We start from the raw sequence: 24,676 nt of genomic DNA, 5'->3' as shown, positions 1-24,676 counted from the left end.
GCCGGGCAGGCGCGTCGGACCGTGTCGGACTTCGCCAACGACATCAACGACCGCCTCGGCGGTGCGGCCGATCAGGCCCGCGACCGCGCATCCGCGGCCTACGACGACGCCCGGAAACGGGCCGGCCTCCTCCACCGCCGCAACATGCGGGCGCTGGACGACCTGACGAGCCAGGGGATCGAGGGGATTCAGCGCGGCCGTACTACCGTCGAGCGGTTCGTGGACGACAACCCGCTGCTCGTCGGCGTGGTCGGCGTCGCCGCCGGCCTGCTGCTCGGCGCGCTGCTGCCGCGCACCCGCCAGGAGGACCGGAGCATCGGTCCCTGGGCCGACGAAGTGCGCGACCAGGGCCTACGCTACGCCCGCGAGGTGACCAATATCGGTCGCGAGTTCGTCCAGACCGCCCTCGATCCGGACAACCTCAACGCCGCCGCCCGCAAGGTGGCGGATCCGGACGGCCACAAGCCGCCGGAGGACGAGCGGACGCAGCACAACCTCTGATCCGCGGGCTGGAGCTTCGCTCGGTCGCGGCTCCCGGCACGGTCCTCACGCGGGAAGCGAAGTGACCCCGCGTTGCGCGACGTCGAGAGGCGTCGCGTGGCCCGGGTTGCTTCGCTCCGCGCGCAAGGACGGCGTGGCCGGATCGAAGCGTTAGTCCCGGTACAGCCCCGCATGCGCCTCGCGGAGCAGGTTCTTCTGGACCTTGCCCATTGTGTTGCGCGGCAGCTCGTCCACGAACAGGACGCGCTTGGGACACTTGAACCGGGCGAGCCGGCCCTCCAGGGCGGCCTGCACGCCGGCCTCGTCGGGGCATCCGGCACCGCCCACCACCACGGCGGTGACGGCCTCACCGAAATCCGGATGCGCCAAGCCGATCACCGCGGATTCGACCACGCCCGGCAGCGCGTCGATCTCGGTCTCGACCTCCTTCGGGTAGACGTTGAAGCCGCCTGAGATGATCAGGTCCTTGCCGCGCCCGACGATGTGGACGTAGCCCCGGGTGTCGACCTTGCCGAGATCGCCGGTGATGAAGAACCCGTCGGCCCGGAACTCGGCCGCGGTCTTCTCGGGCATGCGCCAGTAGCCCTGGAACACGTTCGGTCCCTTCACCTCGATCATGCCGACCGAGTCCGGGCCGAGCACGCGGCCGCCCTCGGGATCGACCACCCGCAGCGACACGCCCGGCAGCGGGAAGCCGACCGTGCCGGCGACCCGGTCCCCGTCATAGGGGTTCGAGGTGCTCATGTTGGTCTCGGTCATGCCGTAGCGCTCGAGGATGGCGTGACCGGTCCGGGCCTGCCACTCGCGATGCGTCTCCGCCAGAAGCGGCGCCGAGCCCGACACGAACAGCCGCATGCCCCGGGCCGCCTCGGGCGTGAGGCCCGGCTCCTTGAGGAGGCGGGTGTAGAAGGTCGGCACGCCCATCAGGACGCTGGCCCGCGGCATCAGGCTCAGGATCAGCTTCGGGTCGAGCCGGGGCAGGAACAGCATGGAGCCGCCGCTCGCCAGCACCGTGTTGGTCGCCACGAACAGGCCGTGGGTGTGGAACACCGGCAGGGCGTGGACCAGCACGTCGTCGGCCGTGAACCGCCAGAATTCGACCAGGGTCCGGGCATTTGACGCCAGATTGTCGTGGGTCAGCATGGCGCCCTTGGAGCGCCCGGTCGTGCCCGAGGTGTAGAGGATCGCCGCGAGATCCTCAGGGCCCCGGGGCACGTCGTCGAAGGCGTCGTCCTGCCGGTCCGCGGCCTCGGCGGCGCTGCCGCCGCCCGCGGCGTCGAGGGTCCAGATCTGGCGGACCTTCGCGGCGGCCTCCGCCAGCGCGTCGCGCTTGCCGGGATCGCAGACGAACACGCTGGGCTCGGCGTCACCCAGAAAGTAGCCGATCTCCGCCGGCGTGTAGGCGGTGTTGAGCGGCAGGAACACCGCCCCGGCCCGGACCGCGCCGAGATACAGGAAGATTACCTCGGGGCTCTTCTCGACCTGCACGGCCACCCGGTCGCCGGGCTGGACGCCCGCCGCCCGCAGGGAAGCCGCGTAGGCGCCGGAGCGGGCGATCAGGTCCGCGTAGCTGTATCGGCGGCCCTCTGGCGTCTCGATCACAGTCTTGGCGAGATCGGGAACGCCGTCCCGCACCAGGGAGAAGAGATGGTTCGTCATCGTGAGGCTGAGCTATCACGGGCTGCGTGTCTCGCGCACCCATAGCCGCCTGAAGGGCCTTTGGGCGAGCCCTTTCAGGCGGCCAGCCGCTGCCGCGACGACAGGAAGGCGCCGTCCGGGGTCCGCTCGGGGGCGAACAGCCCGAGACCGGTGGGCGCGGGCATGCCGACATAGATCGCCTCCATGCCGCGCCGCCCGTAGGCCTCGTGCCAGAACCCGGAGCCCTTGGAGTCCCGGGAGAAGTCCCGCCACCACGTGCGGTGCGGCTCCGACCGGGTGAAGGTCTCCAGGCTCTCCAGATCGCGCCAGTACTGGCGCATGCCGACATGCGTCAGCCCGAAGAACAGGTTCTCGTGCGCCAGCAGCCCGTCCGGTTGGCTCCGCACCGAGGCGGCGATGCCGCGGCTGAGGCCCATCAGCGCGAGCAGGCCGCGCCAGCGGGCGACCCGGAAGCCGAGATACACGACCACAAGGTCGGGATAGCCGGAGAGATCCACGGACCGGCGGACGGGCGCGCCTTGCATGCCTCAGCCTCCTGGGCTTGTATGCAGTGTAAACATGCGGCGGTCTGCGTACAGTGTCAACATCGATTTCGGACAGGACCTATCACCATGGCGACCTGCGCGCGGCGCTGGTCGCGGCGGCCCTGGATCTCCTGGAGACGGCGGGCGAGGCAGCGTTGTCGCTGCGCGCAGCGGCCCGGGCCTGCGGCGTCTCGGCCATGGCGCCCTACCGTCACTTCGCCGACAAGGAGGATCTTCTCGAGGCCGTCGCGGCCCGCGGGTTCGAGGATCTCGCCGCCTGTCTGGAGGCCGCCGACAGCGCCGCGACGGGGGCCCAGGCGCTGGCCGCGCAGGGGGCGGCCTACGTGGCCTTCGCCTGCCGGCGCCCGGCCCTGTTCCGGCTGATGTTCATGAGGCCCTGCCGGACGCCGGGCAAATCGCGGGCCTACGGGATCCTGGAGGAGCGGGCGGCGGCCCTGGCGGGCCCGGGGATGTCCGCCGAGGACCTGACGCTCGCCGCCTGGTCGCTGGTCCACGGGCTCGCCGCGCTGATCCTCGACCGCCGGGTGCCCCTGGAGGGCGCGGCCGCCGAGGCCGCCGCCCGGCGGATCACCCTGTCCTTCTCCCGGCTGACGGCGCGCGGCTGAATCAGGCCTCGGCGAGCACCACGGCCCGCGGCGGCGGCAGCTTGGCGCGCAGCTCCCGGGTCACCGCGGGGGCCGCGACCACGGTTCCGAGATTGGCGTAGGTCTCGTGGTTCCGCTCGATGGCGGCGAGGTCGTAGAGGTAGTTGACCATCAGGCCGTGCGACTGCGCGAGGCCCTTCCTGGAAGTGTCGCCCAGGAAGTTGATCCGGTCGAGGCGCGCGCCGTTGCCGAGATGGAACCGGGCCACCGGGTCGAGGGGGCGCCCGCGCTCGTTCTTGGCGCGCAGGAAATAGGCCGCCGCCGCGGGGATCAGCGCCCGGCGCACCGTCTCGGCCCGGGCCTTGTCGGCCGCCCAGTCCGGATCGTCCAGCGCCCGCAGGGTCTCGACATCCTCCGGCAGCAGGCCTTGCGGGCTGTCGGCGCGGCGCTCCCGCGCCAGCCACGCGGCGAAGCCCGGCACCGGCGACAGCGTCACGAAGGTCTTGAGCGTGGGGATCTCGCGGGTGAGATCCTCGACCACCTGCTTGATCAGGAAGTTGCCGAAGGTGACGCCGGCGAGCCCCTTCTGGCAGTTCGAGATCGAGTAGAACACCGCCGTGTTGGCCGCCTGCGGCTGCAGCGGCTTGCGCGCCTGCGACAGGATCGGGGCGATCGCCGAGGCGATCTCTCCGGTGAGCGCCACCTCCACGAAGATCAGCGGCTCGTCGGCCAGAGCCGGGTGGAAGAACGCGAAGCAGCGCCGGTCCGGCGGCTCGATCCGGGCGCGCAGGTCGTCCCAATCCGCGATGGCGTGGACCGCCTCGTACCGGATGATCTTCTCCAGGATGTGCGCCGGCGTGGTCCAGTCGATGTGGCGCAGCACCAGGAAGCCGCGGTTGAACCACGAGGCGAACAGGTGCTCGAAATCGCAATCGAGGCTGTCGACCGCATCCATCAGGGCCGGGTCGGCCTCGTCGCCGGCGCGCAGCGCCCGGCGCAGGTCGAACAGGTCCTCGCGCATCCGCACGAGGCTGAGCGTCCCACCGCGGGCGAGGTTGAGGCGGCGGATCAGCTCCTGGCTGCGCGGCTCGGCGGCCTCGTGCAGGCTGCCGAGGCGCGCACGCGACGGGGCGGCCCGGTAGGCGGCGATCGCCGCGTCGACGGCGGCGTGGTCCGCGTCGAAATCGAGGGCGATGGCTCGCAGGAAGGCGTGGCGCTCGGCCTGGCCGAAACTGGCGTAGCGGTCGAGGATCAGGCGGGCCAGGGCTACGCCGGAGGCCTCGCCGCGCCGGGAGATCAGGTCCTCGCACAGCTTGACGAGGTCGCCGGCGCTCGCCCGGGACGCGATGTCGCCGCGCCCGATGCCGATCAGGTCGCGGCCGCGCTCGCTGATGGTCTGAAGCAGGTCGCCGAAGAAGGAGATCGCCGCCATGACCCTTGCACTGACCCCCGCCGGTTCGGACCTGAAGCGCCTCCGGCCCCGCGACACCGGCTCGCCGATCGGAGGCGTGCGGAACCGGGTCCGTGAACCGCCGGCCCTCCGCGAGGAGGCCGGATCAGCCCCCGATCCTGGACGACACTCTACGGCGGCGCGCCGTCCGCGACCAGAGCTTGAGCGTCGCGGACGGCGGAAGCCCCATCCTGTCGGGACGGGATGAAGGTCCTGTGACGGGCTGTGGCTCAGAGCCGCTCGGCCACGGTGGCGAGGTCGGCCCGTTCCCGCCAGTCGCCGACGCCGTGCTGACGGGCGAAGCGGAGCTCGGCGGCGCGGCGGGCGCGCTCGGGATCGCGCGCCCGTGTGATCTCGACCGAGCCGATCGTGAACGGCACCCCGAGGATCTCCTTGGCGAAGTCGACGCGGTAGTTCGGCATCCCGTACTCCCTGCTGCGGCGGTCCCGGATCCGTCCGCACGGAACGAAACCGCCCTCTCGCTCGTCATCCGTTGCGGAACCCGGATCGGCTCGACGCCCTGGACGTGACCTGCGGCGACCGCTCGCATGCGGACGGCATCAGCCGCATCGATGGCATATGGTGCGGTGCCGCCCCGGGTGAAGGGCCTGCGGCGCGATGGAGCGTGCCGGCAGGGATGCGCCGCCGCGGCTTGCCGGGCGGCGCGCTCTGCCCGTATCGCTCGCGCCCTGCCCCATTCTCCCTGCCAGCTTCTTCCGGACACGGACCCAACCATGGCCTACCCGCGGCGGCGCGCCTGCCTGTTCCCGATCCAGCCGTGACAACGTTCCTCGACGCGAAGGCCCGGCTCGGCCTGACGCTGATCGCCGGCGGCGCCGTCGCCAACATCTACTACAACCAGCCGCTGCTCGGCCTGATCGTGGCCGAGTTCGGCGACCGCGCCGCCCTGTGGGTGCCGACCACGGCGCTGGTCGGCTACGGCCTCGGCATCGTCGGGCTCGTGCCGCTCGGCGACGCGCTGCCGCGCCGCGCCCTGATCGTGTGGCAGTGCCTCGGCCTCGCCTTGGCGCTGCTGGCCGTGGGCCTCGCCCCGAACCTCGCGAGCCTCGCGCTGGCGCACCTCGTGGTCGGCGTGCTGGCCAGCGCGGCCCAGCAGGCGGTGCCGTTCGCGGCCGAGCTCGCCCCGGATGCGAGCCGCGGCCGGGTCGTCGGCCAGGTGATGACCGGGCTGCTCACCGGCATCCTGCTCGCCCGAACGGCGAGCGGCTTCCTGGGCGCGCATCTCGGTTGGCGGCCGGTCTTCCTCGTCGCCTCTCTGCTGGCGCTCGCCATGGCGGGCATCGCGCGGGCGACCCTGCCGCACACGGTCCAGACGCACCCGCTGCGCTACCGCGCCCTGATGCTGTCGATCCTCCATCTCGCCCGTACCCAGCCGGTCCTGCGCACCGCGAGCCTGTCGCAGGCGCTGCTGTTCGCCGCCTTCAACGCCTTCTGGGCGACGCTGGCCCTGCTGGTGGAGGGGCCGCCCTTCGGGCTCTCCGCCGCCGGGGCGGGGCTGTTCGGGGTGATCGGCGTCTGCGGCGCCTTCGTGGCGCCGATCTCGGGCCGCTTCACCGACCGGCGGGGGGCGAAGCCCGTGGTGCTCGGCGGCAGCCTGCTGGTCGCCCTCTCCTTCCTGGTGCTCTGGGCCGGGGGCACGTGGTCGCTGATCGCGGTGGCGCTCGGCGTGCTGCTCATCGATATCGGCATGAACGGCGCGCTCATCGCCAACCAGACCCGGGCCTACGCGCTGGTCCCCGGCGCGCGGGGGCGCATCAACACCGTCCTGTTCACCACCCTGTTCGTGTTCGGGGCGCTCGGCGCCTATGCCGGCTCGCAGGCTTTCCTGCTGTTCGGCTGGGCGGGGGTCTGCGCGGTCGGCCTCGCCTTCTCGGCGCTGGCCGTGATCGTGGCGGCGCGCGATCCGCACCCGCCGGGCGTGCGGTCTACCTGAGCACCCGCGACAGCCGGCACCAAGCCCCCTTCCCGGCCGGCAGGCCGAACCGGAGGCGCTCCGGGCGCTCGGTGAAGCGCCGCACCGCGATCCCGGACGCCGCGAGTCGCCGGTAGAGGTCCGGCCCGTCGGGGAAGTCGGCGGTCCGGAACAGGCTCGTGCCGCCGACGATCCGGCCGCCGGCCCGGGCGATCATCCGGTCGAGGCGCGCCGCGTCCGCCGCGCGGTCCCGGGCGGCCTGCGCGCGCCACGCCGCGTCCGAGAGGGCCGCGCGCCCGATCGCCAGGGCGGGACCCGACACCGCCCAGGGGCCCAGCGCCGCGGCGATCCGGGCCGCCGTGGCGGGATCGGCGATCGCGAAGCCGAGGCGCAGGCCGGCGAGCCCGTAGGTCTTGCCGAAGGAGCGCAGCACCACGAGGCCCGGCGCCACGTCCGGTGCGGAGACGTGCGGGCACAGACTCTCCACCGGCTCCAGGTCCGCGAAGGCCTCGTCGGCGACCAGCAGGCCGCCGCGGGCACGCAGCGCCCCGGCCAGGGCGCGGCGCTCGGCGCGCGGAAGGGTCCGCCCGTCCGGGTTGTTGGGATCGACGATCACCGCCACCTGGGCGTCCCGGAGCCCCGCGACGGTCGCGACCTCGTCCACGGCGTGGCCGGCCCGCGCCCAGGCAGCGGCGTGCTCGGCATAGGTCGGGCCGAGCACCGCGACCCGGCTCGGCGCCAGGAGCCGGGGCAGGGTCTCGATCAGGATCTGCGTGCCGGGGGCGGGCACGACATGGGCCGCATCCGGCGCGCCGTAGGCCGCGGCGGCCGCCTCCCGGAGCGCCCAAACCTCCGCGGCCTCGGGCAGCCGCGTCCAGGCGCTGGCCTCCACCGGCGGCACACGATACGGGACCGGGTTGATCCCCGTCGACAGGTCCAGCCAGGGCTCCGGCGCGTCGGGATAGGCCATTCGCAGCCCGCCGAGATCGCCGCCATGCGCGATCGGGGCGACCTCACGCGCGGGAACGCTCCACACCGAATGGTCCATCTGCCCGGTACGTTCGCCGACACGCTCGCCGTCCTCGCCGTCGCCCTCGGGATCGAGGCGGCGGCCGGCTATCCCGACGCGCTCTACAGGGCGGCCGGTCACCCTGTCACCTGGATCGGCCGGCTGATCGCCGCCCTGGAGCGCGGCCTCAACCGCGGCTCCGAACGGCGCCGCCGGATCGCCGGCTGCGTCGCGCTGGCCCTCCTGCTCGCCGTGGTGGGCGCGCTGGCCTGGGCGTTCACCGCACTCGCCGGCCTCTTGGTCGGCACCCTGATCGGCCCCCTCCCCGCCGTGCTCCTCCTCGGCTTGATCTGCGCGAGCCTGCCGGCGCAGCGCAGCCTGCACCAGCACGTCGCCGCCGTGGAGCAGGCCCTGCGGACCGGCGGCCTCGAGGCCGGGCGCCGGGCCGTGGCGATGATCGTCGGGCGCGACCCCGAGCGCCTCGACGCGTCGGCCGTGTGCCGCGCCGCCATCGAGAGCCTGGCGGAGAATTTCTCCGACGGGATCGTGGCGCCGGCCTTCTGGATCGGCTGCCTCGGGCTGCCCGGGGGCGCCCTCTACAAGGCGATCAACACCGCCGACAGCATGATCGGCCACCGCACCCCGCGCTACGCCGCCTTCGGCTGGGCGGCGGCCCGGCTCGGCGATGGCGTGAACCTGCCGGCCGCGCGGCTCGCCGGCCTGCTGATCGCCGGGGCGGCGGCCCTGCGCGGCGCCGACGCCCGGGGGGCGCTTCGGGCGATGGTGCGCGATGCGCGCCATCACCGCTCGCCCAATGCCGGCTGGCCGGAAGCCGCCATGGCCGGGGCGCTGGGCCTGCGGCTCGCGGGGCCGCGGGTCTACGATGGCACCCTCGTCCCCGACGCCCATATGGGCGACGGCCGCGCCGAGGCCACGGCCGACGACATCGCCCGGGCGCTGGCGCTCTACCGGACGGCCTGCTGGCTCCAGGGCGGCCTCGTGCTGGCGCTCCTCGCGCTTTGCCTGTCGCTCACGGGCTGAGCCGTCTCTGCGAGCGGAGCGAAGCAACCCGGGGCTGCGGGACATCCGTCGGCGGGGCGCATCGGGCTTGCTTCGCGCCGCGCGCAAAGACGGTGGCATTCCCCGATCGGGCCTTGGCACGGCCCGCGCACCGGACGCATCGTGGCCGGACGAGGCTGGATGAGGGAAACGCCGATGCGCGCTGTGTTCGTGGATGCCAGCGAGACCCTGGCGGCGGTGGCCCGGCGCCTGCTGCGGCCGGACGATCCGCCCTTCGCGATCCACGCGGACCCCGGCATCACGCCGCAGGACCTGCCCGCGATCCTGGCCGGGGCGGAGATCGCGGTAATCGACCATACCGCCCTCCCCGGCGACGTAGCCGGGGCCTGCGCGGGCCTGAAGCACGTGGTGTTCCTCGGCACCGGCGCGCGCAGCTACATGGACCCGGAGGCGCTCGCGGCCGAGCGCGGCATCGCGGTCCACACCATCAAGGGCTACGGCGACACGGCGGTCGCCGAATGCGCCTTCGCGCTGATGTGGGCCTCCGCCCGGGGCCTGCCCGAGATGGACCGGGCGATGCGCGCCGGATCCTGGCTGCGCACGGAGGGCATCCAGCTCACCGGCAAGACCGTCGGCCTCGTCGGGTTCGGCGGGATCGCGGCCGAGATGGCGCGGCTCTGCCGCGGCATCGGCATGCGGGTGCTCGCCTGGAACCGCACCCCGCGGACGCATCCGGGGGTCGAGTTCGTCGCGCTCGAGCACCTGCTCGCCGAGAGCGACGTGGTCTCGCTCCACCTGCTCCTGACCGACGAGACCCGCGGCTTCCTGTCGGCCGCGCGGATCGCCGCGATGAAGCCCGGCGCGATGCTGGTCAACACCGCCCGCGGGGCGGTGCTCGACGAGGCCGCCCTGGTCGAGGCCCTGCGCGGCGGCCACGTGGCGCGGGCCGGGCTCGACGTGTTCACGGTCGAGCCGCTGCCGGCCGATCACCCGCTGGCGGCCCTGCCCAACGTCACCCTGTCGGCGCACTCCGCGTTCCGCACGCCCGAGGCCAGCGACAACCTGATCGGCGCCGCCCTCGACCATTGCCGACGGATCGCCGCCGGCTGACGGACCTCAGTGCTCGGTACCCGGCATGTTCGGGCGCGGGGTGTCGCCGTGATGGTGGATCACGCTGGAGCGTTCGGGGCTGCCCTTCGCGTCGGCGACCTGCTTGCGCGCCGCGGCGGCCAGGAACCAGACGGCGCCGAGCGTGCCGAAGGCGAGAATCAGAAGCGGGAATCCCTGGCTCATCGCGGTGCCTTCCTCAGCGGAGCCCCGCAGCCTCGCGGGTTCGCATTATTGTGCCGGAAACTCCGGCGTAAGGAAGGATAACGCACGAAACCGTCCCGTGTTCAGGCAGGCCGCGCACCCGTCGGAACCGCCCGCCGCGCCGCGTCTCGGCGCAGGGCCGAGAGCACCACGAACATCAGGCCGGCGCCCACGGCGGCAGGCCGACAGGAACAGCATCGGCACGAGATTGCTCTGCGTCTGGTCGCGGATGAACGGTACGGCGTTCTGCGCGACGAAGCCGCCGAGATTGCCCACCGAGTTGATCGCCGCGATCCCGGCGGCCGCCGAGGCGCCGCGCAGGAAGGTCCCGGGCATCGACCAGAAGACCGGCTGGGCCGCGAAGGTCCCGGCGGCCGCCACGCACAGGCAGGTAAACTTCACCGCGTTGCCCGGCAGGACAACGCTGAGCGCGAGCCCGGCCGCCCCGACCAGAGCCGGCCCGACCACGTGCCAGGTCAGCGCGTTGCCCTCCGCGCCCGTGCGGGCGGCGTGACGCGGAACCCACCACAGGGCGAAGGCCGTGGCCATCCAGGGGATGATGTTGAGGAAGCCGTTCGTCAGGTTCGAGACACCGAAGCCCTTGACCACGGTCGGCAGCCAGTAGCCGAGGCCGTAGGCGGCCAGAGGCAGCGAGACGTAGACCCCGGCGAGCATCAGCACCCGCCGGTCGAGGAGCGCCGCGAACGGGTTGCCATGGTCGACATGGCCGCCATCCTCGCGCTCGGTGCGCAGCGTGCGGGCGAGCCAGTCGCGCTGGGCCTGCGACAGCCAGGGCGCGGTCTCGGGCCCGTCGGGCAGGACGACCAGCACCACCGCGGCCATGAGGATCGCCGGCGCGCCGGTGGCCAGGAACACCCATTGCCAGCCCTGAAGGCCGAGGAGCCCGTCGAGGCCGAGCAGCGCGCCGCCGACCGCCGCGCCGACCGCGTTGGCGACCGCGCTGGCGATCATGAACCAGCCGATCATCCGCGCCCGGTGTGCTTGCGGGAACCACAGGGTCAGGGCGAACAGCACGCCGGGGAAGAAGCCGGCCTCCGCGGCGCCGAGCAGGAAGCGCAGCACGTAGAACATCGCCGTGCCCTGGGTGAAGCCGAGGAGCACCGTGACGATCCCCCAGGTGATCATGATCCGCGCGAACCAGATCCGCGCGCCGACCCGCTCCAGGAAGACGTTGGCCGGCACCTCGAACAGGAAGTAGCCGAGGAAGAACAGCGAGGCTCCGAGCCCGTAGGCGGTCTCGCTGAGGCCGAGACTGCCGACCATCTCCAGCTTGGCGTAGGAGACGTTCTGCCGGTCGATATAGGCGATCAGGTAGAGCAGGCCGAGCAGCGGCATCAGCCGCAGCGTCACGGTCCGGACGGTGCTCGCGGCGAGATCTTCCCCGACGGGGGCTGGCGTGGGCGGCATGGGGCGTTCCTCAGGGCGCGTGCGGCCCTTCGCGGCGGGACCGGCATTACACAGAGTAATCCCTGGCTCAGGCCGCGCCTATCGGGCAAGCGCCAGGAGGCGGTCGCAGTCGACATGGGCCGCGATGTGTCGCGCGAGGCCGTCCAGCGCCGCCTCGACCCCGGCCTCGTAGCCGGCGCCGTCCGAGGCCGACCCGAGGCGCGCGAGCCACGCCGCCCGCTGGGAATCATCGGCGAACAGGCCGTGCACGTAGGTCCCGGCCACGCGCCCGTCCGCCGAGACCGCCCCGTCCAGGCGCCCGTCGGCGAGGCGCAGCAGCGGCCGGGCCGCGTCGGGCCCTTCGGTCGCGCCGATATGCATCTCGTAGCCCGAGAACGGCACGGCATCGGGCAGGCTCGTGCCGGTGACCGCGGCGAGGCGCTTTAAGGGGGTCATCACGGTCTCGACGTCGAGGAGCCCGAGGCCCGGCACCGTGCGCGGCGCGCCCTCGATCCCGTGCGGATCCGCGAGCGTGCGCCCGAGCATCTGGTAGCCGCCGCACAGGCCGAGCACCCGGCCGCCCCGCCGGACATGGGCGCGCAGGTCGATGTCCCAGCCCTCCCGGCGAAAAGCCTCCAGGTCGTCGATCGTGGTTTTCGAGCCCGGCAGCAGCACGAGGGCGGCCTCGGCAGGGATCGGCGTGCCGGGCCGGACCAGGACCACGGAGATGCCGGGCTCGGCCCGCAGCGGGTCGAGATCGTCGAAATTGGCGATGCGCGGCAGCACCGGCACCGCCACCGTGACGGTTCTCGGCCCGCGCGCGTCCGAGCCCGCCGGCCCAGCACGTCCTCGGCCGGCAGGCGCGCCGCGTCGGGAAAATGCGGCACGAGGCCGAGCGCCGCCCAGCCGGTCTTCTCGGCGATCAGCCGCATGCCGTCGGCGAACAGGCTCGGATCGCCGCGAAACCGGTTGACGAGGAAGCCGGCGATCAGCGCGGCATCCTCCGGCTCGATCACGGCCTTCGTCCCGACGAGGCTCGCGATCACCCCGCCCCGGTCGATGTCGCCGACCAGCACCACCGGCGTGTCGGTGGCCCGGGCGAAGCCCATATTGGCGATGTCGCCCGCGCGCAGGTTGACCTCGGAGGCCGAGCCCGCGCCCTCGGCGAGGACCAGATCGGCCTCGTCCGCGAGCCGCGCGAAGCTCTCCAGGACGGCGCTCATCAGGCGAGGCTTCCAGGCCTGGTAGTCGCGCGCCTTCACGGTGGCGACCATCCGGCCCTGCACCACCACCTGGGAGCCGACCTCGCTCTGCGGCTTCAGCAGGACCGGGTTCATGTGCACGGAGGGTGGCACCCGGGCGGCCCGGGCCTGGAGCGCCTGCGCCCGGCCGATCTCGCCGCCGTCGGCGGTGACGGCGGCGTTGTTCGACATGTTCTGCGGCTTGAACGGCCGGACCCTCAGGCCCCGCTCGGTGAAGGCACGCGCCAGCCCCGCCACGATCAGCGACTTGCCGACATCGGAGCCGGTGCCCTGGATCATCAGGGCCTTCGCGCGCGGCGGGCTCAGAACTCGATCCCTTCCTGCGCCTTCACCCCGGCGGCGAAATGGTGCTTGACGCTGCCCATCTCGGTGACGAGGTCGGCGGCCTCGATCAGGGCCGGCTTGGCGTTGCGGCCGGTGACGACCACGTGGAGGTCCGGCCGGCGGCGCGTCAGCGCGGCCAGCACCGCGTCGAGGTCGAGATAGTCGTAGCGCAGCGCGATGTTCAACTCGTCGAGGACGAGCAGGCGGATCGCGGGATCGGCCATCAGGCCTTCGGCGACGTCCCAGGCATGGCGGCAGGCGGCGATGTCCCGGGCCTTGTCCTGGGTCTCCCAGGTGAAGCCCTCCCCGAGGGTGTGCCACACGACCCGGTCGCCGAAGGCCGCCACGGCGTGGCGCTCGCCGGTATCCCAGCCGCCCTTGATGAACTGAACCATGCCGACTCGCCAGCCGCGGCCGAGCGCCCGCAGCATCAGCCCCAGAGCCGCCGTGCTCTTGCCTTTGCCGGGGCCGGTATGGACCATGAGCAGGCCCTTCTCGAGGGTCTTGCCCGCCACCTCGGCGTCCTGAACGGCCTTGCGCTTCTCCATCTTCTCGCGGTGGCGGGCGGCATCGTCGCTCATGGGGAGACTCCTGCGTCAGGGGCTTGATCGGAGGCCTGCGGCTTCACGACCAGCGGCAGACCGGCCACGGTGAGCACGACCCGGTCGGCCTGCGCGGCGAGTTGCTGGTGGAGGCGGCCGGCGGCGTCGCGGAAGCGCCGGGCGAGGGCGTTGTCGGGGACGATTCCGAGCCCGACCTCGTTGCCGACCAGCACCAGTGGACCCCGCGCGGCGGCGCAGGCGGCGCGCAGCCGCTCGGTCGCGTCCACCACGTCGGCCTCCGCCAGGATCAGATTGGTGAGCCAGAGCGTGAGGCAATCGACCAGAACCGGCCCGTCGGACGCGGCGACCGCCTCCGGGAGGGCGAGCGGCACGTCGCGGGTGCGCCAGGCCCCGGCGCGCCGGGCGCGGTGCTGAGCGATGCGGTCGATCATCTCGTCATCGAAGGCCTGCGCGGTGGCGAGATACAGCCACGGGCCGGGGCAGGCTTCGATCAGCCCCTCCGCGTAGGCGCTCTTGCCGGACCGCGCCCCACCGAGGACGAGGGTCATGCGAGGGGTGGGCTGTGGCATATTCCTCCATCGCCGCAACCCGGCGCGCGGTCAAACCTGGTTTCTGCCGCGCATGAGCGGTTGCCGGCCGCGCCCGCTCCGACTATAGAACGCCGGCCCAACCAGTGCGCCCTTCGTCTAGCGGTCCAGGACGTCGCCCTTTCACGGCGAAAACACGGGTTCGATTCCCGTAGGGCGCGCCAATAAAATCAAGCACTTACGTTGATTTTTTGGCCCGGCGGGTGGGCTTGTCCCAGGATTTGTCTAGAATACGGGGACGTTCGTCGAGAGCGGACAAGCTGCGCTTGGGTTACCGCGGCACAGTCACCCCTCCTGAGCGCGGTCGTTTGAAATCTTCTTGGGCACCCAATCCAGCTCGGTCGCGACGTCGGCTTCGACCGTGATGCCATCACCCAATCGGTGTGCGTTCTCGGCCAGCAAGCGCCGGGCGGCCACCAGGGCGGCCTTCTTGCCTTCGCAGCGCTCTTCGATCGTATCGATCTCCTCAGCCTGCGTTCGAGCCTCGTCCCATCGCATGATCCGGACGAAGGCGTACCAGCCGCCCTTGCCTGTCCTCTGTCGAATTCGGATGTCCTTCAGGCGGTCGACCTCCGCTGCGAACGCCTCGTACAGGATCCTCTCACCGTCATAGATCCTCGCGTAGCGGCGCAACTCGTGTGCGAGACCCTTCAGCGCTGGCTCGGAGAGCTGCTCGAGCTCATAGCCGATCGTGCCGAAAGCCGTTTGGATCTTCGATAAGGCCCGCTCGCCGTCATGTGTCAGCGGGGGCACCTTCACGGCCGTGCCCTTCACGGGCCGCACTTCCTCGATCTCCGCTGCCGCCCAGGGCCAGATTACAGCGCTGATCCGGTCGAGCTCCTCGCTCGTCACAGGCCATCGATGCTTGGCCTCCCATTTCTTCCTCTCGAGCTTTGGGCGCAGATCAAGGACGGTGGCCTTCGAGCGGGCTGGCCGGTCGAAAGCCCATGAGAAATCGAACGGCTCGATGACGAGTTTACCCGCCTCATCGAACTGCCAGAAAGAGCCCTTCGCATCCAGGATTCGCGCCGGCTTCCCGTCATCATTTTCGACAATGATCTGCGCCACCCGCTGACGGGTCCCTGCGTAATCAGGCAAGGCGTCCTCACCCTGCCACAAGCCTTCGCAGACCCGTCGTGGCACGCTGCGCAGATTGCCGGCCTCCTCGAAGACGAAGTGCCGGATCGTGATCGCCATGCCGTCGCCCCTGCGGATTTACCCTGCAGCGTAGATGGGCCGATCGAATGCCAGCAAGCGGCAAGAGGCCGGACGAGAGTGGATGATCGCGATCAGCGTGGATCACTTCCGAGTTCACCGTCACTGTCGCTACCTCGGAATGATGGGAGCTGCGAGATGTGCCCCTCGAACGCGCCGAGGGAACGCTCGGCATCCTCTCCATCGGTATCGACACTTTGGTCGTCCAAGAGCGTGACGATCCGCTGAACGACGTCGAGTGCGAGCTCTGCCAGCTGCTCGAACTCCTCACGTGGGATGGCCTTGGCCGCGATCCGACGGTTGGTTGGAAACGGGACGACGTTGCTCATGCTCAGCCCCAGGCCTTCACGGCTTCTATTAGGAGGTCGCGATTCCGGATGACTCCCTCGCATAGAAGCTCATCCTTGATGCGCACGCTCAGCGCGATGTCGCGCTCCCAATCAGCCTGAGGCTTTCGCAGGTGCATCTCATCGGCAATCCGATCCCGGATGTATGCCGCGCGCGTGCCCTCGGCATCAGCGAGGCAGCCGGCCGGCGTGTGGGTGTGCGAGTTCGGCCTGCGGTGATCGATGCAGTAGGCGAGCTCCGAAACAGCCTGCCATTGATCCCTGACTGATGTGTAGGCATCCCAGAGATTGCTCAGCGCCTGGATGTCGAGCTTGCCGAGATCGACCGCGTAGGCCTGCGTCATCGCCCAGGCATTCTCGCCGTCGGCTTCAGGTGCATGGGCGCTGCCTTGCCGCTCAGCGAACCGGTCAGCGGTATCCAACAGGATGGTGAGCGCTTCGCCCTGAAACGTGTTGCCGATCTGGATGTCGCTATGCCGGAGGAACTCTCGCAGGTGCGCGGCCAGGGCGCATAGACCGGCTGCGGTCGTTGGCGTGGTCGCGGCGAGCGCCTTGTAGAGTTGGTCCGCGGTCATGCAAGCCAACTCGGAGAGCTCGTCCGTCGGCTGCGAATTAGCGGCGATGAAGGCTGTGCGATGCGCCGCGATCGCCGGCAGGATCGGATCTGATGGTTCCGACGCTTCGGAAGCCGCGAGCACATCAATCCCATCGCAGATCGCTCGCACAGCGGCATACGGCAGCCCGCTATCGAGCGAATTGACCTCGAGGCTCGTGCGCAGCACCTCGACCTTACAAGCGAGATCACCGATCGAATGCACTGGTGCGTCGATGACGGCCTGCTCCGCGGCCGATGCGATGACACCGAGACGCTCGGCAGCTTCCTCTGTGAGGCCGCTCTGGTTCGCCAAGACGAGCGCCTCGCACCAGCGGTCGCGCAGTTCGGCTACGGTCCTCGAGGCAACTGATCCGGTAGCTGCCTGAGCCGCACGCCCGCGCTTCAGGACGCGAGCCGCCGATGCTTCGACGTCGGCAGCTCGGTCGCGCAGTGACGTACGCTGCGGGATCGGCGTCTTCCTCTGGGCTGACTTCGCCATGACCACCTCCTCAGGCGAACGGCATGAAGCCGTAGGCGAACACGCCTCCGGCGATGATGGCTATGGCGGTCAACATCTCGCCGGCAGCGTCCAGGAAACGGAGCGCGCGGCTATGCGGCGTGTCAGGTCGGACCGGGACGACGGCCTCCCAGGGTTCGATCGCTCCGGGCAACGACTCGTCGGGTAGGCTCCGATAGCGACGCTCGCCTGGCAGCTCCCGAACCGTACCGATGAGAACCGGCCGGCGGATTGGGACAGGCTGGCTGAAGTCGGGAATGGCCGCGTAGAGCCGCGAGGGCGAGCAAGAGCGTTCACCGGCGCTCGCCGGTGCTGTAGAAGGATGGATAGCCATGATCGTCTCCGAGCGACGGGCGTGGTCAGGGCCGAGCAAGAGCACCACCTCTTGTTCGGCCCGAAGGTTTCTGACATTATCAACCTGCGAGAGGTTGTCAATGTCAGAAACCGGCAAAAACAAGGGCGGCCGCCCTCGCGTTGATGCCACTCCGATCACGGTCCGAGTGCCGCCTGTACAGCTCGACACTCTTGATGCCTGGATCGCTGATCAACCGGAGCCCAAGCCATCGCGCCCAGAGGCAATCCGTGAGGCGCTTACCGAGCACCTGAAAGCGAAGGGCTATCCGAAGTGAGGCTGTCAGCGTTGGCTTTGGTGCTGACGCTCGCAGCGCCTGCCGCCCATGCTGATCCGGCGAACACGCTAAACGATCTCTGGCAGGCTCTCAGTGTCTGCGCGCGCCGCGCCCAGGTTGCACCGGAAGCGGCAGGATCTGAGGTCACCGTCCTCTTCACACTCAGACGCGACGGCAGCCTGCAGGGCAAGCCTCGGATCACGCACTCGCGGCTGATCGGTGACAACGTCGACCAGCAAGCATTTGTGGCCGCCTCACTCTCGGCAATGGCCAGTTGTTTTCCGATTCCGATCACAGACGGGCTCGGCGGATCCATAGCCGGCCGTCCAATCCGGTTTCGCCTCGTCAGCGGGGTGCACGGTGCATGAGTAACTCGATACATCTTCTGCATCGTGGAAGAGGCGCTGAACGTTGAACGAGCGAAGCAGGGTCTTGGATAGAACTCCCGCTCAAGCCGTTCCGCTCACCACCATCCGGGCAGCACGACGAAACCGCCAACGATCACGTCCCTTTCGAACACAGCAGGAAGCCCGTTGCTGCCAAGAGCAGCCAGCCTGACACCAGGGCGAGGCGTGCCGACGGGCAAGGCTCCTTCCGCAGGTCATGCGCGGCCTCGGCCAGGATCGCCGAGCACATCGCGGCCTCAAGGCTCAGGACGGCAGCCAACCACGGCGACATGAGCGCGTCTCACGGATGCTGCCCCCAGCAAGCTAAAGAAGATCCCGCCCGAGGGCAGAAGTGTGGCTCGGCCGTTCACGATCAGGCGTTCAGCCGCTGCGGCATGATGCAGGGCAGCCCCCTTGGAGCTGGCCTATCGAATCAGTTGCTTGTGCCGCTTGCAGTCGGCCGATGTCGCGCTGTACGGGTGCTGGTCGCTAGAGAACTGCCGTGCGCTATCGAGCCGTCGTTGCCGTCGCCCTCGCCGCCAGCGTGCCTGCTGCTGCGGTCCGCGCACAGACACAGGAGGAGCAGGCTCTAGCCCTGCTCAGAGCATCCAGCGCGCAATCGGCTATCATCACGTTCTGCGGCAAGCACTACGCGATCGATGGCACAACCGCGCTGCGGATCTCCCAGACCGCAAGAGACGTGGCCACCAAGGTGCTCGGTCGGGAGCGAGCCAACGCCGCCTTCAAGGACGAGCTGGCGCGGTGCTATGCCGAGGTGAAGGAGGCCGGTGAGCAGCAATGGTGCACCGACCAGCGCGATGAGCTTTCAGGGAGCGAGCTTCAGATCTTCAAGGACTGAAGCTCGCCGATCGCCGAGTTCCGGCCGGGAACATGCCCCCCGCCACCGTTTCGGACCTCGGCCTAACCCGCAAGCAGGTGCACGAGGCCCGGCAGATCCGGAACGCCGAGGCGGCCGACCCCGGGTGATCCGGCATATCCTGGATGAGCGCGCCGTTACCGCAGCTCCTGTTGAAAGATGCCACGTGATCGTGACGGGTTCGAAACCCGCCCGATGCTATTTCCCGACTCCCTTGGCCGAGTTCAGGCGCTTCACCTCCGATGCTCACACGGCGCGCGCTGCTCTCCCGCCCTGCTCTGACCGGTGCCCTGGTCACGGCAGGAAGCTTGATGAGCGCTGGGTACGCGACGGCGCTTGAGCCTTATCGCGTGCAGGTCACCAGCTATCGCCTGTCGCCCCAGGGCTGGCCGCACGGCTTGCGCCTGCGCGTAGCCGTCCTGACCGACTTCCATGCTCACCCACGATGTATGGGTGAGGCTGAGATCGTGGCGGTGGTCGCCCGAACCAACGCTCTCGCCCCAGACGTCACCGTGCTCCTGGGCGATTACGGCTCGCAGAGCCCAGGGCCAGTGCCGTTCGAGAGGGTCGCTGCCATCCTGCGCGGGCTGGTGGCGCCGAAAGGCGTCTACGCGATCCAGGGCAATCACGATTGGGGCGACGACCGGGAAGCGCGCCGCCGCGGCTACGGTCCTACACGTGCCGAACGAGCTTTGCGGGGGGCCGGCATACCGTTCATCGAGAACGCGGCAGTGCGGCTCGACCTTGCGGCACCGCTATGGCTCGCCGGTCTGGGGAGCGAGGAGGCACCGGGGCGGCCGCGGTTGCAGCAGCAGTTCGAGCAGTTCCGTCTCGACACCCTCGACCAAACGCTTCGGGATGTGCCGGCGGGAGAGCCCGTGATCCTGCTGGCGCATGAGCCGGACATTTTTGCCCAGGATCTCGATCCTCGGGTGGTTCTGACGTTGTCCGGGCATACACATGGTGGCCAGATCCGCATTCTGGGCTGGTCGCCCTGGATCCCCTCCCGCTACGGTCAGCGCTACGCCTACGGCCACATCGTCGAGCACGGACGCGATCTGGTGGTGTCGGCTGGCCTGGGATCCCACTTTGTAGCCGGACGCCCGGTACGCTTGGGTGCGCCGCCCGAGATCGTCATCATCGATCTCGGGCAGTCTGACGCCGCTACGTCATAGGACCCGAGCGGCCTCACTCGGCAGCAGCGGCCTTCTTTGGCTTGCGGCCCCGGGTTGGCTTCTCGGCCGGCGCAGCAGTCGGCTCGGCAGCCTTCTTCCGGCCGCGGGCCTTCGGCGCCGCGGCGATGGTCTCGGCGACCTCAGCCACCTTCGGCGCCGCGCTTCGGCGCTGGTTGCCGAGACCAAGGGCCAGGGCGAGCTTAGAGCGCTGCTCCGAGTAGCTGGCGGCTACGGAAGGGTAATCACGCGGCAATCCGTAGCGCTCGCGGTACTCATCCATCGTCATGCCGTTGCCGGTGACGTGCCGCTTCAGCGTCTTGTACGGCTTGCCGTCGATGAAGCTGATTAGCGCATCCGGCGTGATCGACTTTCGGATCTGCGCGGGTGTCAGCTTCTCCACCTTCGGCTCGGCGGAAGCAGGTGCGCTGTTGAGCCCGGCGATCGCAGCGTGAACGTCGGCCAGGAGTGCTGGCAGATCAGCCGGACGTACCGAGTTATTCGACACGTACGCCGCGACAATGTCGGCGGTGAGGTCGATGAAATTGACTTGGTTCTGTTCTGACACCGCGACGTCCTCGTCCACCTGCGCCTCCTTGTTATGGGCGTACAACGAACGCGACGAGCTCGATGGATAGTCAAGAGCATGGATGGAAAAGGTTCGATAATCAGGCCGGATATCGACCGAATTCATGCTTCAGATCTGGCGAACATCAGCAGAAGTCGCACGAGAGCGAGATGAGTCCCGGACCGCTCAGGCGGCCGGGGCCCTTCGTTCGGTCCGCCGTGCGGGAGAGGCCGGCGGTCCGGAGATCCTCGTCCATCAGTCGGATCGCGGCGGTGCCTGGGCGTCCTCGTAGGCGGCCAGACGCTAATTGAAGGCAGCAAAAGGCCGACGCTTCCGGGCGCAAGCCGGGGCGGGTTTTCTGCTTTTCGGACCCGGATCGTTAAGGCCTCCGCCGTAGCTCTGAGGCTCCTCAGCTAGGGCGCGTGTCATGCCGATACTGGGCCACGTGATCGTCGACGGGATGGCTTTCGTCCTGGTCGGGGTCGGGCTGACCGCCACCGCCATCGGCTACGAGCGCAACCTTCCAGCGCTGGTTGAGCAGCAGGGCGCCAAAGTCGGATCGGATTGGGGGGACCCGGTCACCACCGGCTCGATCACGCCGAAGGTCAAGGAAGTTGCGGCCGGAAAGGCCGCGTCGCAATCTGAGGCGAAGGTCGAGGTGGCAAAACAGCCCGCGGCTCAAGGCACAAGGGTCTGGAGCGATCCACCGCGCCGGTGATCGGGATCGTGTAGGCCGAAAGCAACCCAGTGCCCGGCAAGGCGGCGGGGTTTTTGCGTTTCCGGATGCGCGCCGGCTACCGCCTTCTGCCGCGTTCATGGTCGCCTATGGGTAGAGCCCTGCCGCCACGCTCACTGGCAACGGCAACTCAACCGGGCACCCTGAGAGGAAACGGCGTGACTAGTGGCACCAGCATATCCGAGAAGCACCCGGAATTCCTCGCGATGACGGCCGCGATTTTCTCACCGTCTGGAGAAGCCGCCGCGGTGGCCGCTGCCTCGGAGGGGCGACCCGCCTTGTTCGGGGTGGATCACATGCTAGCGGATACCTTCGTCCGCTACCGGGACAAGAACCCAAGCAGCTTGCAGAACGCTGGCTTCATCGTCGCCCGGCTCATGCGCGACAAGCTCGGCTACACACAGGGGAAGGTAGTGACGTTTCCCAGGGCTACACGGTTCAGAGCGGCACCATGTTCCATCCACCTGGAAAATGATTCAGGGCGGAGCAGGTAGAGGCACCGCAGTTCTTTCAGTCCTGATGAGAGTGGATCGATGAACCTAGGCGACTTTTGCATCGGTGCCGATTTTGATCACAGCGGTAAACATTATCGCTGCATTGATATCGGCGTTTACCGAGTGATTGGCTGTCTAGTTGATGACATCAAAAAATTCGGCAACTCGGCTCAGCAGCATATTTTTGACGAAGAAACAATGAAGGCGTGTTGCGTTCTGATAACGAACAATTCTTCCGAGCGCGTCTACAAGAACGTACCTGCGATGAAGCTGTCGCCACATTGGGATCTGAGTCAAGAGAGGGTCTTCATCGAAAATCTACTCAACCAAAGATTCAACTTTATGATGGTTTTCTTTTCGCTGGTTATTGCCGGAGCTATCAACGCGAGAAGCATACCATTTGCCTCATCTGGCATTGCAGCGCTAGGTTATTGGATCTGCCGTCTGCTTGCCAAGGCCGTCGCGCGAGCTCAGGAAAAGCTCGACGCAATCCTATTTGAATTGAGCAAGGACTATATGCATCCGGTAGCTTTCACTGATCGAGAGGCGAAGTCGACAGTGAGTCAACGCAAGTTAATAGGCTACAGGATCCCTAAAATAGCTTATAATAACCTACTAGCCGTATCTGCGGTTTTCGCTACGGTTTCTTTTTACCAATTGTGGAACGACAATGATCTCAAGGTGACGATAGAAGGGATAATCAGTTTCATTACCCGTAATTACGTCAAATAGTACCCCGGCACACCTCAACCTTCCTAGCGATATACCATCGTTGGTCGACGGTTAGAGCCGACCGCTCATAACGGTCTGGTTGCAGGTCCGCGTCCTTCCGAGTTTCCCGACTGCTTTATGGATCAGGTAGAGGTTGTCGAAGGGGGCTGAGCGTCCGCGCCGGACGCCGACCTTCGTTAATCTGATTCATCTCGTTTACTTGCCGACGCTTTTTTCAAAGCATCAACTATGACGATCTCAGGAGATGATTGACCCGCGTTCTTTCGCACCTTCTGCCACTGTGTAATGACCTTCAGTTTTTCACCTAGTTTTCCAACATTTATGATTATAAATATAGCTTCATCTGTTCGTGCTGCCCGCTTGTAAATTTCTGTCTGCGTCTTGTAGCCGTGAACGACAGTACCCATCGAACGCTTGATTTCTACAACGATCCGATTTGTGTATCCACTTGAAAATTTAAAATCTACAGGACCGCCTCCAGAATGTGTCTCAGGAGATATGTCAATATTATTCGCTCTGCAAAAGACATCGGCGAGCGCAAAAAAGAGCAACTGCGATGCCCGTTCCCTCTTTGGGACTTCGCCGTGCCAGAGAAGCTCCCACATATTGTTGTTTTCAATTTGGTATTTAAAATTTGCTATAATCTCCCTTACAATTCTCGCCAATTCGTCCTTTGATTTAGTAGCCGCAGGCGTAACCGAGCCCGCAAATTGCGAAAGATTAGAGTTTAAAATTTTTCTGAAGTTATAAAAATTTAATACATCGGCGTTCGGGTCGTAATTATCACTCGACTCCAGCACAACTGAAAATGCATCCTGAAAGTTCTTTAGATTTTCGAGGGTAGCAGCCCTTAGCGCACGTTTTCTATCTCGAACTGTTACCTCTAGCATAGGACCGAGAAACTTGTTGAAGGAGTCACGAATCTCCTCAATTTCCAGAATAACACGAGAAACATCAGACCAATCCACAGCAAGAGGTAATTCGCGCAATATATCTTTTGGTACTAATATTACTGGTGTCCCAGGACGAAGAGGGTTTTCGGGTAAGTTCGCATCATATTTTGGAAAATTTTCTATCGGTACATTCTGCGACCGGCAGAAATCTTCTGTCAAACTGCACAGAACAGGCAATATGGAATTCGTTGTAAGGTCGCTTATGGTATCCGGGCCGATTCCATCCTCAAACATCCCCATCAAGGATATAATTTGGGGATCCGTTTCGCCAAGTTGAGTGATTTCCTTCGCTGTTGCCAGGACTTTCTGTCTGATGTCATCTGGCCTTGAGGCACCACTTGTGCTCGCGCCGCCATATCCAAGTCCGGTTTCAGGTCTTTCATTGAGATCCAGAAGACGCGCCGCGTTTCGCCAAGCAACATCTCCTCTGCGCTGACTTGCAATAACAAGTCGAACTATCTTGTTGAACCTATCCTTCAACGCATCGAAGCCATTTCTGCGCATTGTGTCATTGTTACTTGATGAAAGTAACAAAGGATCTATGAATAGCTTAGTATCGGCGTTTAGGATTGGATCTAGCAGACCTGCAGCGTCGAGGGCGCTCGGGGATATGTTGAACCGTTGCGAAAAGAGGATTGGAGCTACAAGCGAAGCCATCGAAAGCCTGAAGTTGAACACCCCACGCTATGCTGACAACCTAAAATCCATGATGTCACCCATGAAATCAGCCGTTATTGGTTTATCCCCTGAAAATCGCAGGATAAATGACAATAAACACGTGGCCTCTATGTTGTTATGTCGCCGCCTTCGCCAGCCGCCACCCAGCCTTCCGCCGGCAAACCCACAGTCCGATCGCGGCCAGCTTGGGCCGGAAGGCGTCCAGGGCGGCCCTCAGAGCCGCCTCGTCCTGCCAGGGCCCTACGGCCAGCAGGGACGGCACAGGATGCCGTCCCTTGCCCACCAGGACCTCCAGGGTACGCAGGAGAGCACCGCCGCATCCGACGGCTCCCTGAGGCCCAAGGATCAGCATGCCGGCTGCGTCGATGGCCGCGAGCCGCCCGGTAGGGGACTTCACGCTGACGCGGATCTCGGAGCGGATCCGGTCGACCTCTACCGCCATCCGAGCGGCGTCGGCTTCCTTGGCCAGCGCGCGCTCATGAGCGCGCTTGGCCCTGATTACCGCGGCATGGGCGCGATCGCGGGCGGCGTACCCGACGCGGCGGGCGTCGCGCTCCTCGTCCGACATTTTGTAGTGCGGCGGGCCGCCTCGGCGGTAGATGTCATAGCGCTGGCAGTTGGC

26 protein-coding genes, 1 tRNA gene and 2 pseudogenes are annotated in these 24,676 nt (G+C 67.6%); 11 read left to right on the top strand and 18 right to left on the bottom strand.

Features of this window, described 5'->3' with window-relative positions; genetic code table 11:
- Nucleotides 1-21 precede the first annotated feature (21 nt).
- Nucleotides 22-501, top strand: coding sequence for a hypothetical protein (locus tag M6G65_RS08045; protein WP_250103801.1), 480 nt, complete (start codon nt 22-24; stop codon nt 499-501).
- A gap of 150 nt (nt 502-651) precedes the next feature.
- Here M6G65_RS08045 and M6G65_RS08040 read toward each other — a convergent pair whose 3' ends face one another.
- Nucleotides 652-2,160, bottom strand: a complete 1,509-nt coding sequence (locus M6G65_RS08040) for a malonate--CoA ligase (RefSeq protein WP_238196428.1) — start codon at nt 2,158-2,160, stop codon at nt 652-654.
- A 74-nt stretch (nt 2,161-2,234) separates the two neighbouring features.
- Nucleotides 2,235-2,684, bottom strand: coding sequence for a monooxygenase family protein (locus M6G65_RS08035; protein ID WP_238196427.1), 450 nt, complete (start codon nt 2,682-2,684; stop codon nt 2,235-2,237).
- Nucleotides 2,685-2,737: 53 nt separating this feature from the next.
- On the opposite strand from M6G65_RS08035, the gene M6G65_RS08030 reads away from it, so the two are divergent.
- Nucleotides 2,738-3,310, top strand: coding sequence for a TetR/AcrR family transcriptional regulator (locus tag M6G65_RS08030; RefSeq protein ID WP_238196426.1), 573 nt, complete (start codon nt 2,738-2,740; stop codon nt 3,308-3,310).
- A 1-nt stretch (nt 3,311) separates the two neighbouring features.
- On the opposite strand, the gene M6G65_RS08025 is transcribed toward M6G65_RS08030, so the two are convergent.
- Both M6G65_RS08025 and M6G65_RS08020 read right to left on the bottom strand, forming a co-directional pair.
- Entirely contained in the window at nt 3,312-4,721 is a 1,410-nt protein-coding gene (locus M6G65_RS08025) for a malonyl-CoA decarboxylase (RefSeq protein WP_238196425.1), read from the bottom strand.
- A gap of 248 nt (nt 4,722-4,969) precedes the next feature.
- Nucleotides 4,970-5,161 (bottom strand): hypothetical protein, encoded by a 192-nt coding sequence (locus tag M6G65_RS08020; protein ID WP_192709409.1) that lies wholly within the window; start codon nt 5,159-5,161, stop codon nt 4,970-4,972.
- 356 nt (nt 5,162-5,517) lie between these two features.
- Here M6G65_RS08020 and M6G65_RS08015 point away from each other — a divergent pair, with 356 nt between their 5' ends.
- Nucleotides 5,518-6,693, top strand: a complete 1,176-nt coding sequence (locus M6G65_RS08015) for an MFS transporter (protein WP_238196424.1) — start codon at nt 5,518-5,520, stop codon at nt 6,691-6,693.
- Here the strand turns inward: M6G65_RS08015 and cobD are convergent.
- Entirely contained in the window at nt 6,686-7,720 is a 1,035-nt protein-coding gene (gene cobD, locus M6G65_RS08010) for a threonine-phosphate decarboxylase CobD (protein ID WP_238196423.1), read from the bottom strand. The two genes, M6G65_RS08015 and cobD, sit on opposite strands and share 8 nt — an antisense overlap.
- Here cobD and cbiB point away from each other — a divergent pair.
- Both cbiB and M6G65_RS08000 read left to right on the top strand, forming a co-directional pair.
- A complete protein-coding gene (gene cbiB / locus M6G65_RS08005; RefSeq protein WP_250103800.1) occupies nt 7,712-8,722 on the top strand; it encodes an adenosylcobinamide-phosphate synthase CbiB in 1,011 nt (336 codons plus the stop codon). The genes cobD and cbiB overlap by 9 nt on opposite strands.
- A 174-nt stretch (nt 8,723-8,896) precedes the next feature.
- On the top strand, nt 8,897-9,811 hold the full coding sequence (locus M6G65_RS08000; protein ID WP_238196421.1) for an NAD(P)-dependent oxidoreductase: 915 nt from the start codon (nt 8,897-8,899) through the stop codon (nt 9,809-9,811).
- Between the two features lie 6 nt (nt 9,812-9,817).
- On the opposite strand, the gene M6G65_RS07995 is transcribed toward M6G65_RS08000, so the two are convergent.
- From M6G65_RS07995 to cobU, 5 genes and pseudogenes are all read right to left on the bottom strand, one after another.
- Entirely contained in the window at nt 9,818-9,994 is a 177-nt protein-coding gene (locus M6G65_RS07995; RefSeq protein WP_192709404.1) for a hypothetical protein, read from the bottom strand.
- Nucleotides 9,995-10,095: 101 nt separating this feature from the next.
- A pseudogene (locus M6G65_RS07990) lies at nt 10,096-11,440 on the bottom strand (MFS transporter).
- A gap of 78 nt (nt 11,441-11,518) precedes the next feature.
- A pseudogene (locus M6G65_RS07985) lies at nt 11,519-12,960 on the bottom strand (cobyric acid synthase).
- 23 nt (nt 12,961-12,983) lie between these two features.
- Entirely contained in the window at nt 12,984-13,586 is a 603-nt protein-coding gene (gene cobO, locus M6G65_RS07980) for a cob(I)yrinic acid a,c-diamide adenosyltransferase (protein ID WP_238196418.1), read from the bottom strand.
- Nucleotides 13,583-14,137, bottom strand: a complete 555-nt coding sequence (gene cobU / locus M6G65_RS07975; protein WP_238196417.1) for a bifunctional adenosylcobinamide kinase/adenosylcobinamide-phosphate guanylyltransferase — start codon at nt 14,135-14,137, stop codon at nt 13,583-13,585. Before cobU ends, cobO begins: the two co-directional genes overlap by 4 nt.
- A 106-nt stretch (nt 14,138-14,243) precedes the next feature.
- Between cobU and M6G65_RS07970 the strand changes: the two genes are divergently transcribed.
- Nucleotides 14,244-14,319: transfer RNA gene (locus M6G65_RS07970), tRNA-Glu, on the top strand.
- Nucleotides 14,320-14,440: 121 nt separating this feature from the next.
- Here M6G65_RS07970 and M6G65_RS07965 read toward each other — a convergent pair.
- The 4 genes from M6G65_RS07965 to M6G65_RS07950 all read right to left on the bottom strand — a co-directional run bounded on the left by M6G65_RS07965 (nt 14,441) and on the right by M6G65_RS07950 (nt 17,286).
- Complete coding sequence (locus tag M6G65_RS07965; protein ID WP_238196416.1) at nt 14,441-15,352, bottom strand: hypothetical protein; 912 nt, start codon at nt 15,350-15,352, stop codon at nt 14,441-14,443.
- 92 nt (nt 15,353-15,444) lie between these two features.
- Nucleotides 15,445-15,699 carry a hypothetical protein gene (locus tag M6G65_RS07960; protein WP_238196415.1) on the bottom strand — a complete coding sequence of 85 codons (255 nt, stop codon included), beginning with the start codon at nt 15,697-15,699 and terminating at the stop codon, nt 15,445-15,447.
- Nucleotides 15,700-15,701: 2 nt separating this feature from the next.
- The gene (locus M6G65_RS07955) at nt 15,702-16,811 is read right to left on the bottom strand and encodes a hypothetical protein (protein WP_238196414.1); all 1,110 of its coding nucleotides are present in this window, start codon (nt 16,809-16,811) and stop codon (nt 15,702-15,704) included.
- A 10-nt stretch (nt 16,812-16,821) separates the two neighbouring features.
- Complete coding sequence (locus M6G65_RS07950; RefSeq protein ID WP_238196413.1) at nt 16,822-17,286, bottom strand: hypothetical protein; 465 nt, start codon at nt 17,284-17,286, stop codon at nt 16,822-16,824.
- Between the two features lie 192 nt (nt 17,287-17,478).
- Between M6G65_RS07950 and M6G65_RS07945 the strand changes: the two genes are divergently transcribed.
- Nucleotides 17,479-17,826: a hypothetical protein gene (locus M6G65_RS07945; RefSeq protein ID WP_238196412.1), complete on the top strand. Its 348-nt coding sequence runs from the start codon at nt 17,479-17,481 to the stop codon at nt 17,824-17,826.
- A gap of 133 nt (nt 17,827-17,959) precedes the next feature.
- Here M6G65_RS07945 and M6G65_RS07940 read toward each other — a convergent pair whose 3' ends face one another.
- Entirely contained in the window at nt 17,960-18,136 is a 177-nt protein-coding gene (locus M6G65_RS07940; protein WP_238196411.1) for a hypothetical protein, read from the bottom strand.
- A gap of 210 nt (nt 18,137-18,346) precedes the next feature.
- On the opposite strand from M6G65_RS07940, the gene M6G65_RS07935 reads away from it, so the two are divergent.
- On the top strand, nt 18,347-18,703 hold the full coding sequence (locus M6G65_RS07935; protein WP_238196410.1) for a hypothetical protein: 357 nt from the start codon (nt 18,347-18,349) through the stop codon (nt 18,701-18,703).
- Between the two features lie 260 nt (nt 18,704-18,963).
- The gene (locus M6G65_RS07930) at nt 18,964-19,896 is read left to right on the top strand and encodes a metallophosphoesterase (RefSeq protein WP_250103799.1); all 933 of its coding nucleotides are present in this window, start codon (nt 18,964-18,966) and stop codon (nt 19,894-19,896) included.
- A gap of 13 nt (nt 19,897-19,909) precedes the next feature.
- On the opposite strand, the gene M6G65_RS07925 is transcribed toward M6G65_RS07930, so the two are convergent.
- Entirely contained in the window at nt 19,910-20,479 is a 570-nt protein-coding gene (locus M6G65_RS07925) for a Ros/MucR family transcriptional regulator (RefSeq protein ID WP_238196459.1), read from the bottom strand.
- A gap of 427 nt (nt 20,480-20,906) precedes the next feature.
- Here M6G65_RS07925 and M6G65_RS07920 point away from each other — a divergent pair, with 427 nt between their 5' ends.
- Nucleotides 20,907-21,179 (top strand): hypothetical protein, encoded by a 273-nt coding sequence (locus M6G65_RS07920; RefSeq protein WP_238196408.1) that lies wholly within the window; start codon nt 20,907-20,909, stop codon nt 21,177-21,179.
- A 551-nt stretch (nt 21,180-21,730) separates the two neighbouring features.
- On the top strand, nt 21,731-22,423 hold the full coding sequence (locus tag M6G65_RS07915; RefSeq protein ID WP_238196407.1) for a hypothetical protein: 693 nt from the start codon (nt 21,731-21,733) through the stop codon (nt 22,421-22,423).
- Nucleotides 22,424-22,599: 176 nt separating this feature from the next.
- On the opposite strand, the gene M6G65_RS07910 is transcribed toward M6G65_RS07915, so the two are convergent.
- The gene (locus M6G65_RS07910; protein ID WP_238196406.1) at nt 22,600-24,054 is read right to left on the bottom strand and encodes a hypothetical protein; all 1,455 of its coding nucleotides are present in this window, start codon (nt 24,052-24,054) and stop codon (nt 22,600-22,602) included.
- Nucleotides 24,055-24,169: 115 nt separating this feature from the next.
- On the bottom strand, nt 24,170-24,622 hold the full coding sequence (locus M6G65_RS07905; RefSeq protein ID WP_250103798.1) for a hypothetical protein: 453 nt from the start codon (nt 24,620-24,622) through the stop codon (nt 24,170-24,172).
- Nucleotides 24,623-24,676 lie beyond the last annotated feature (54 nt).

This window comes from Methylobacterium tardum, assembly GCF_023546765.1.
GTDB lineage: Bacteria > Pseudomonadota > Alphaproteobacteria > Rhizobiales > Beijerinckiaceae > Methylobacterium > Methylobacterium tardum.
The sequence above is the reverse complement of the archived record's forward strand: the minus strand, read 5'-3'. Positions and strand labels throughout refer to the sequence as shown.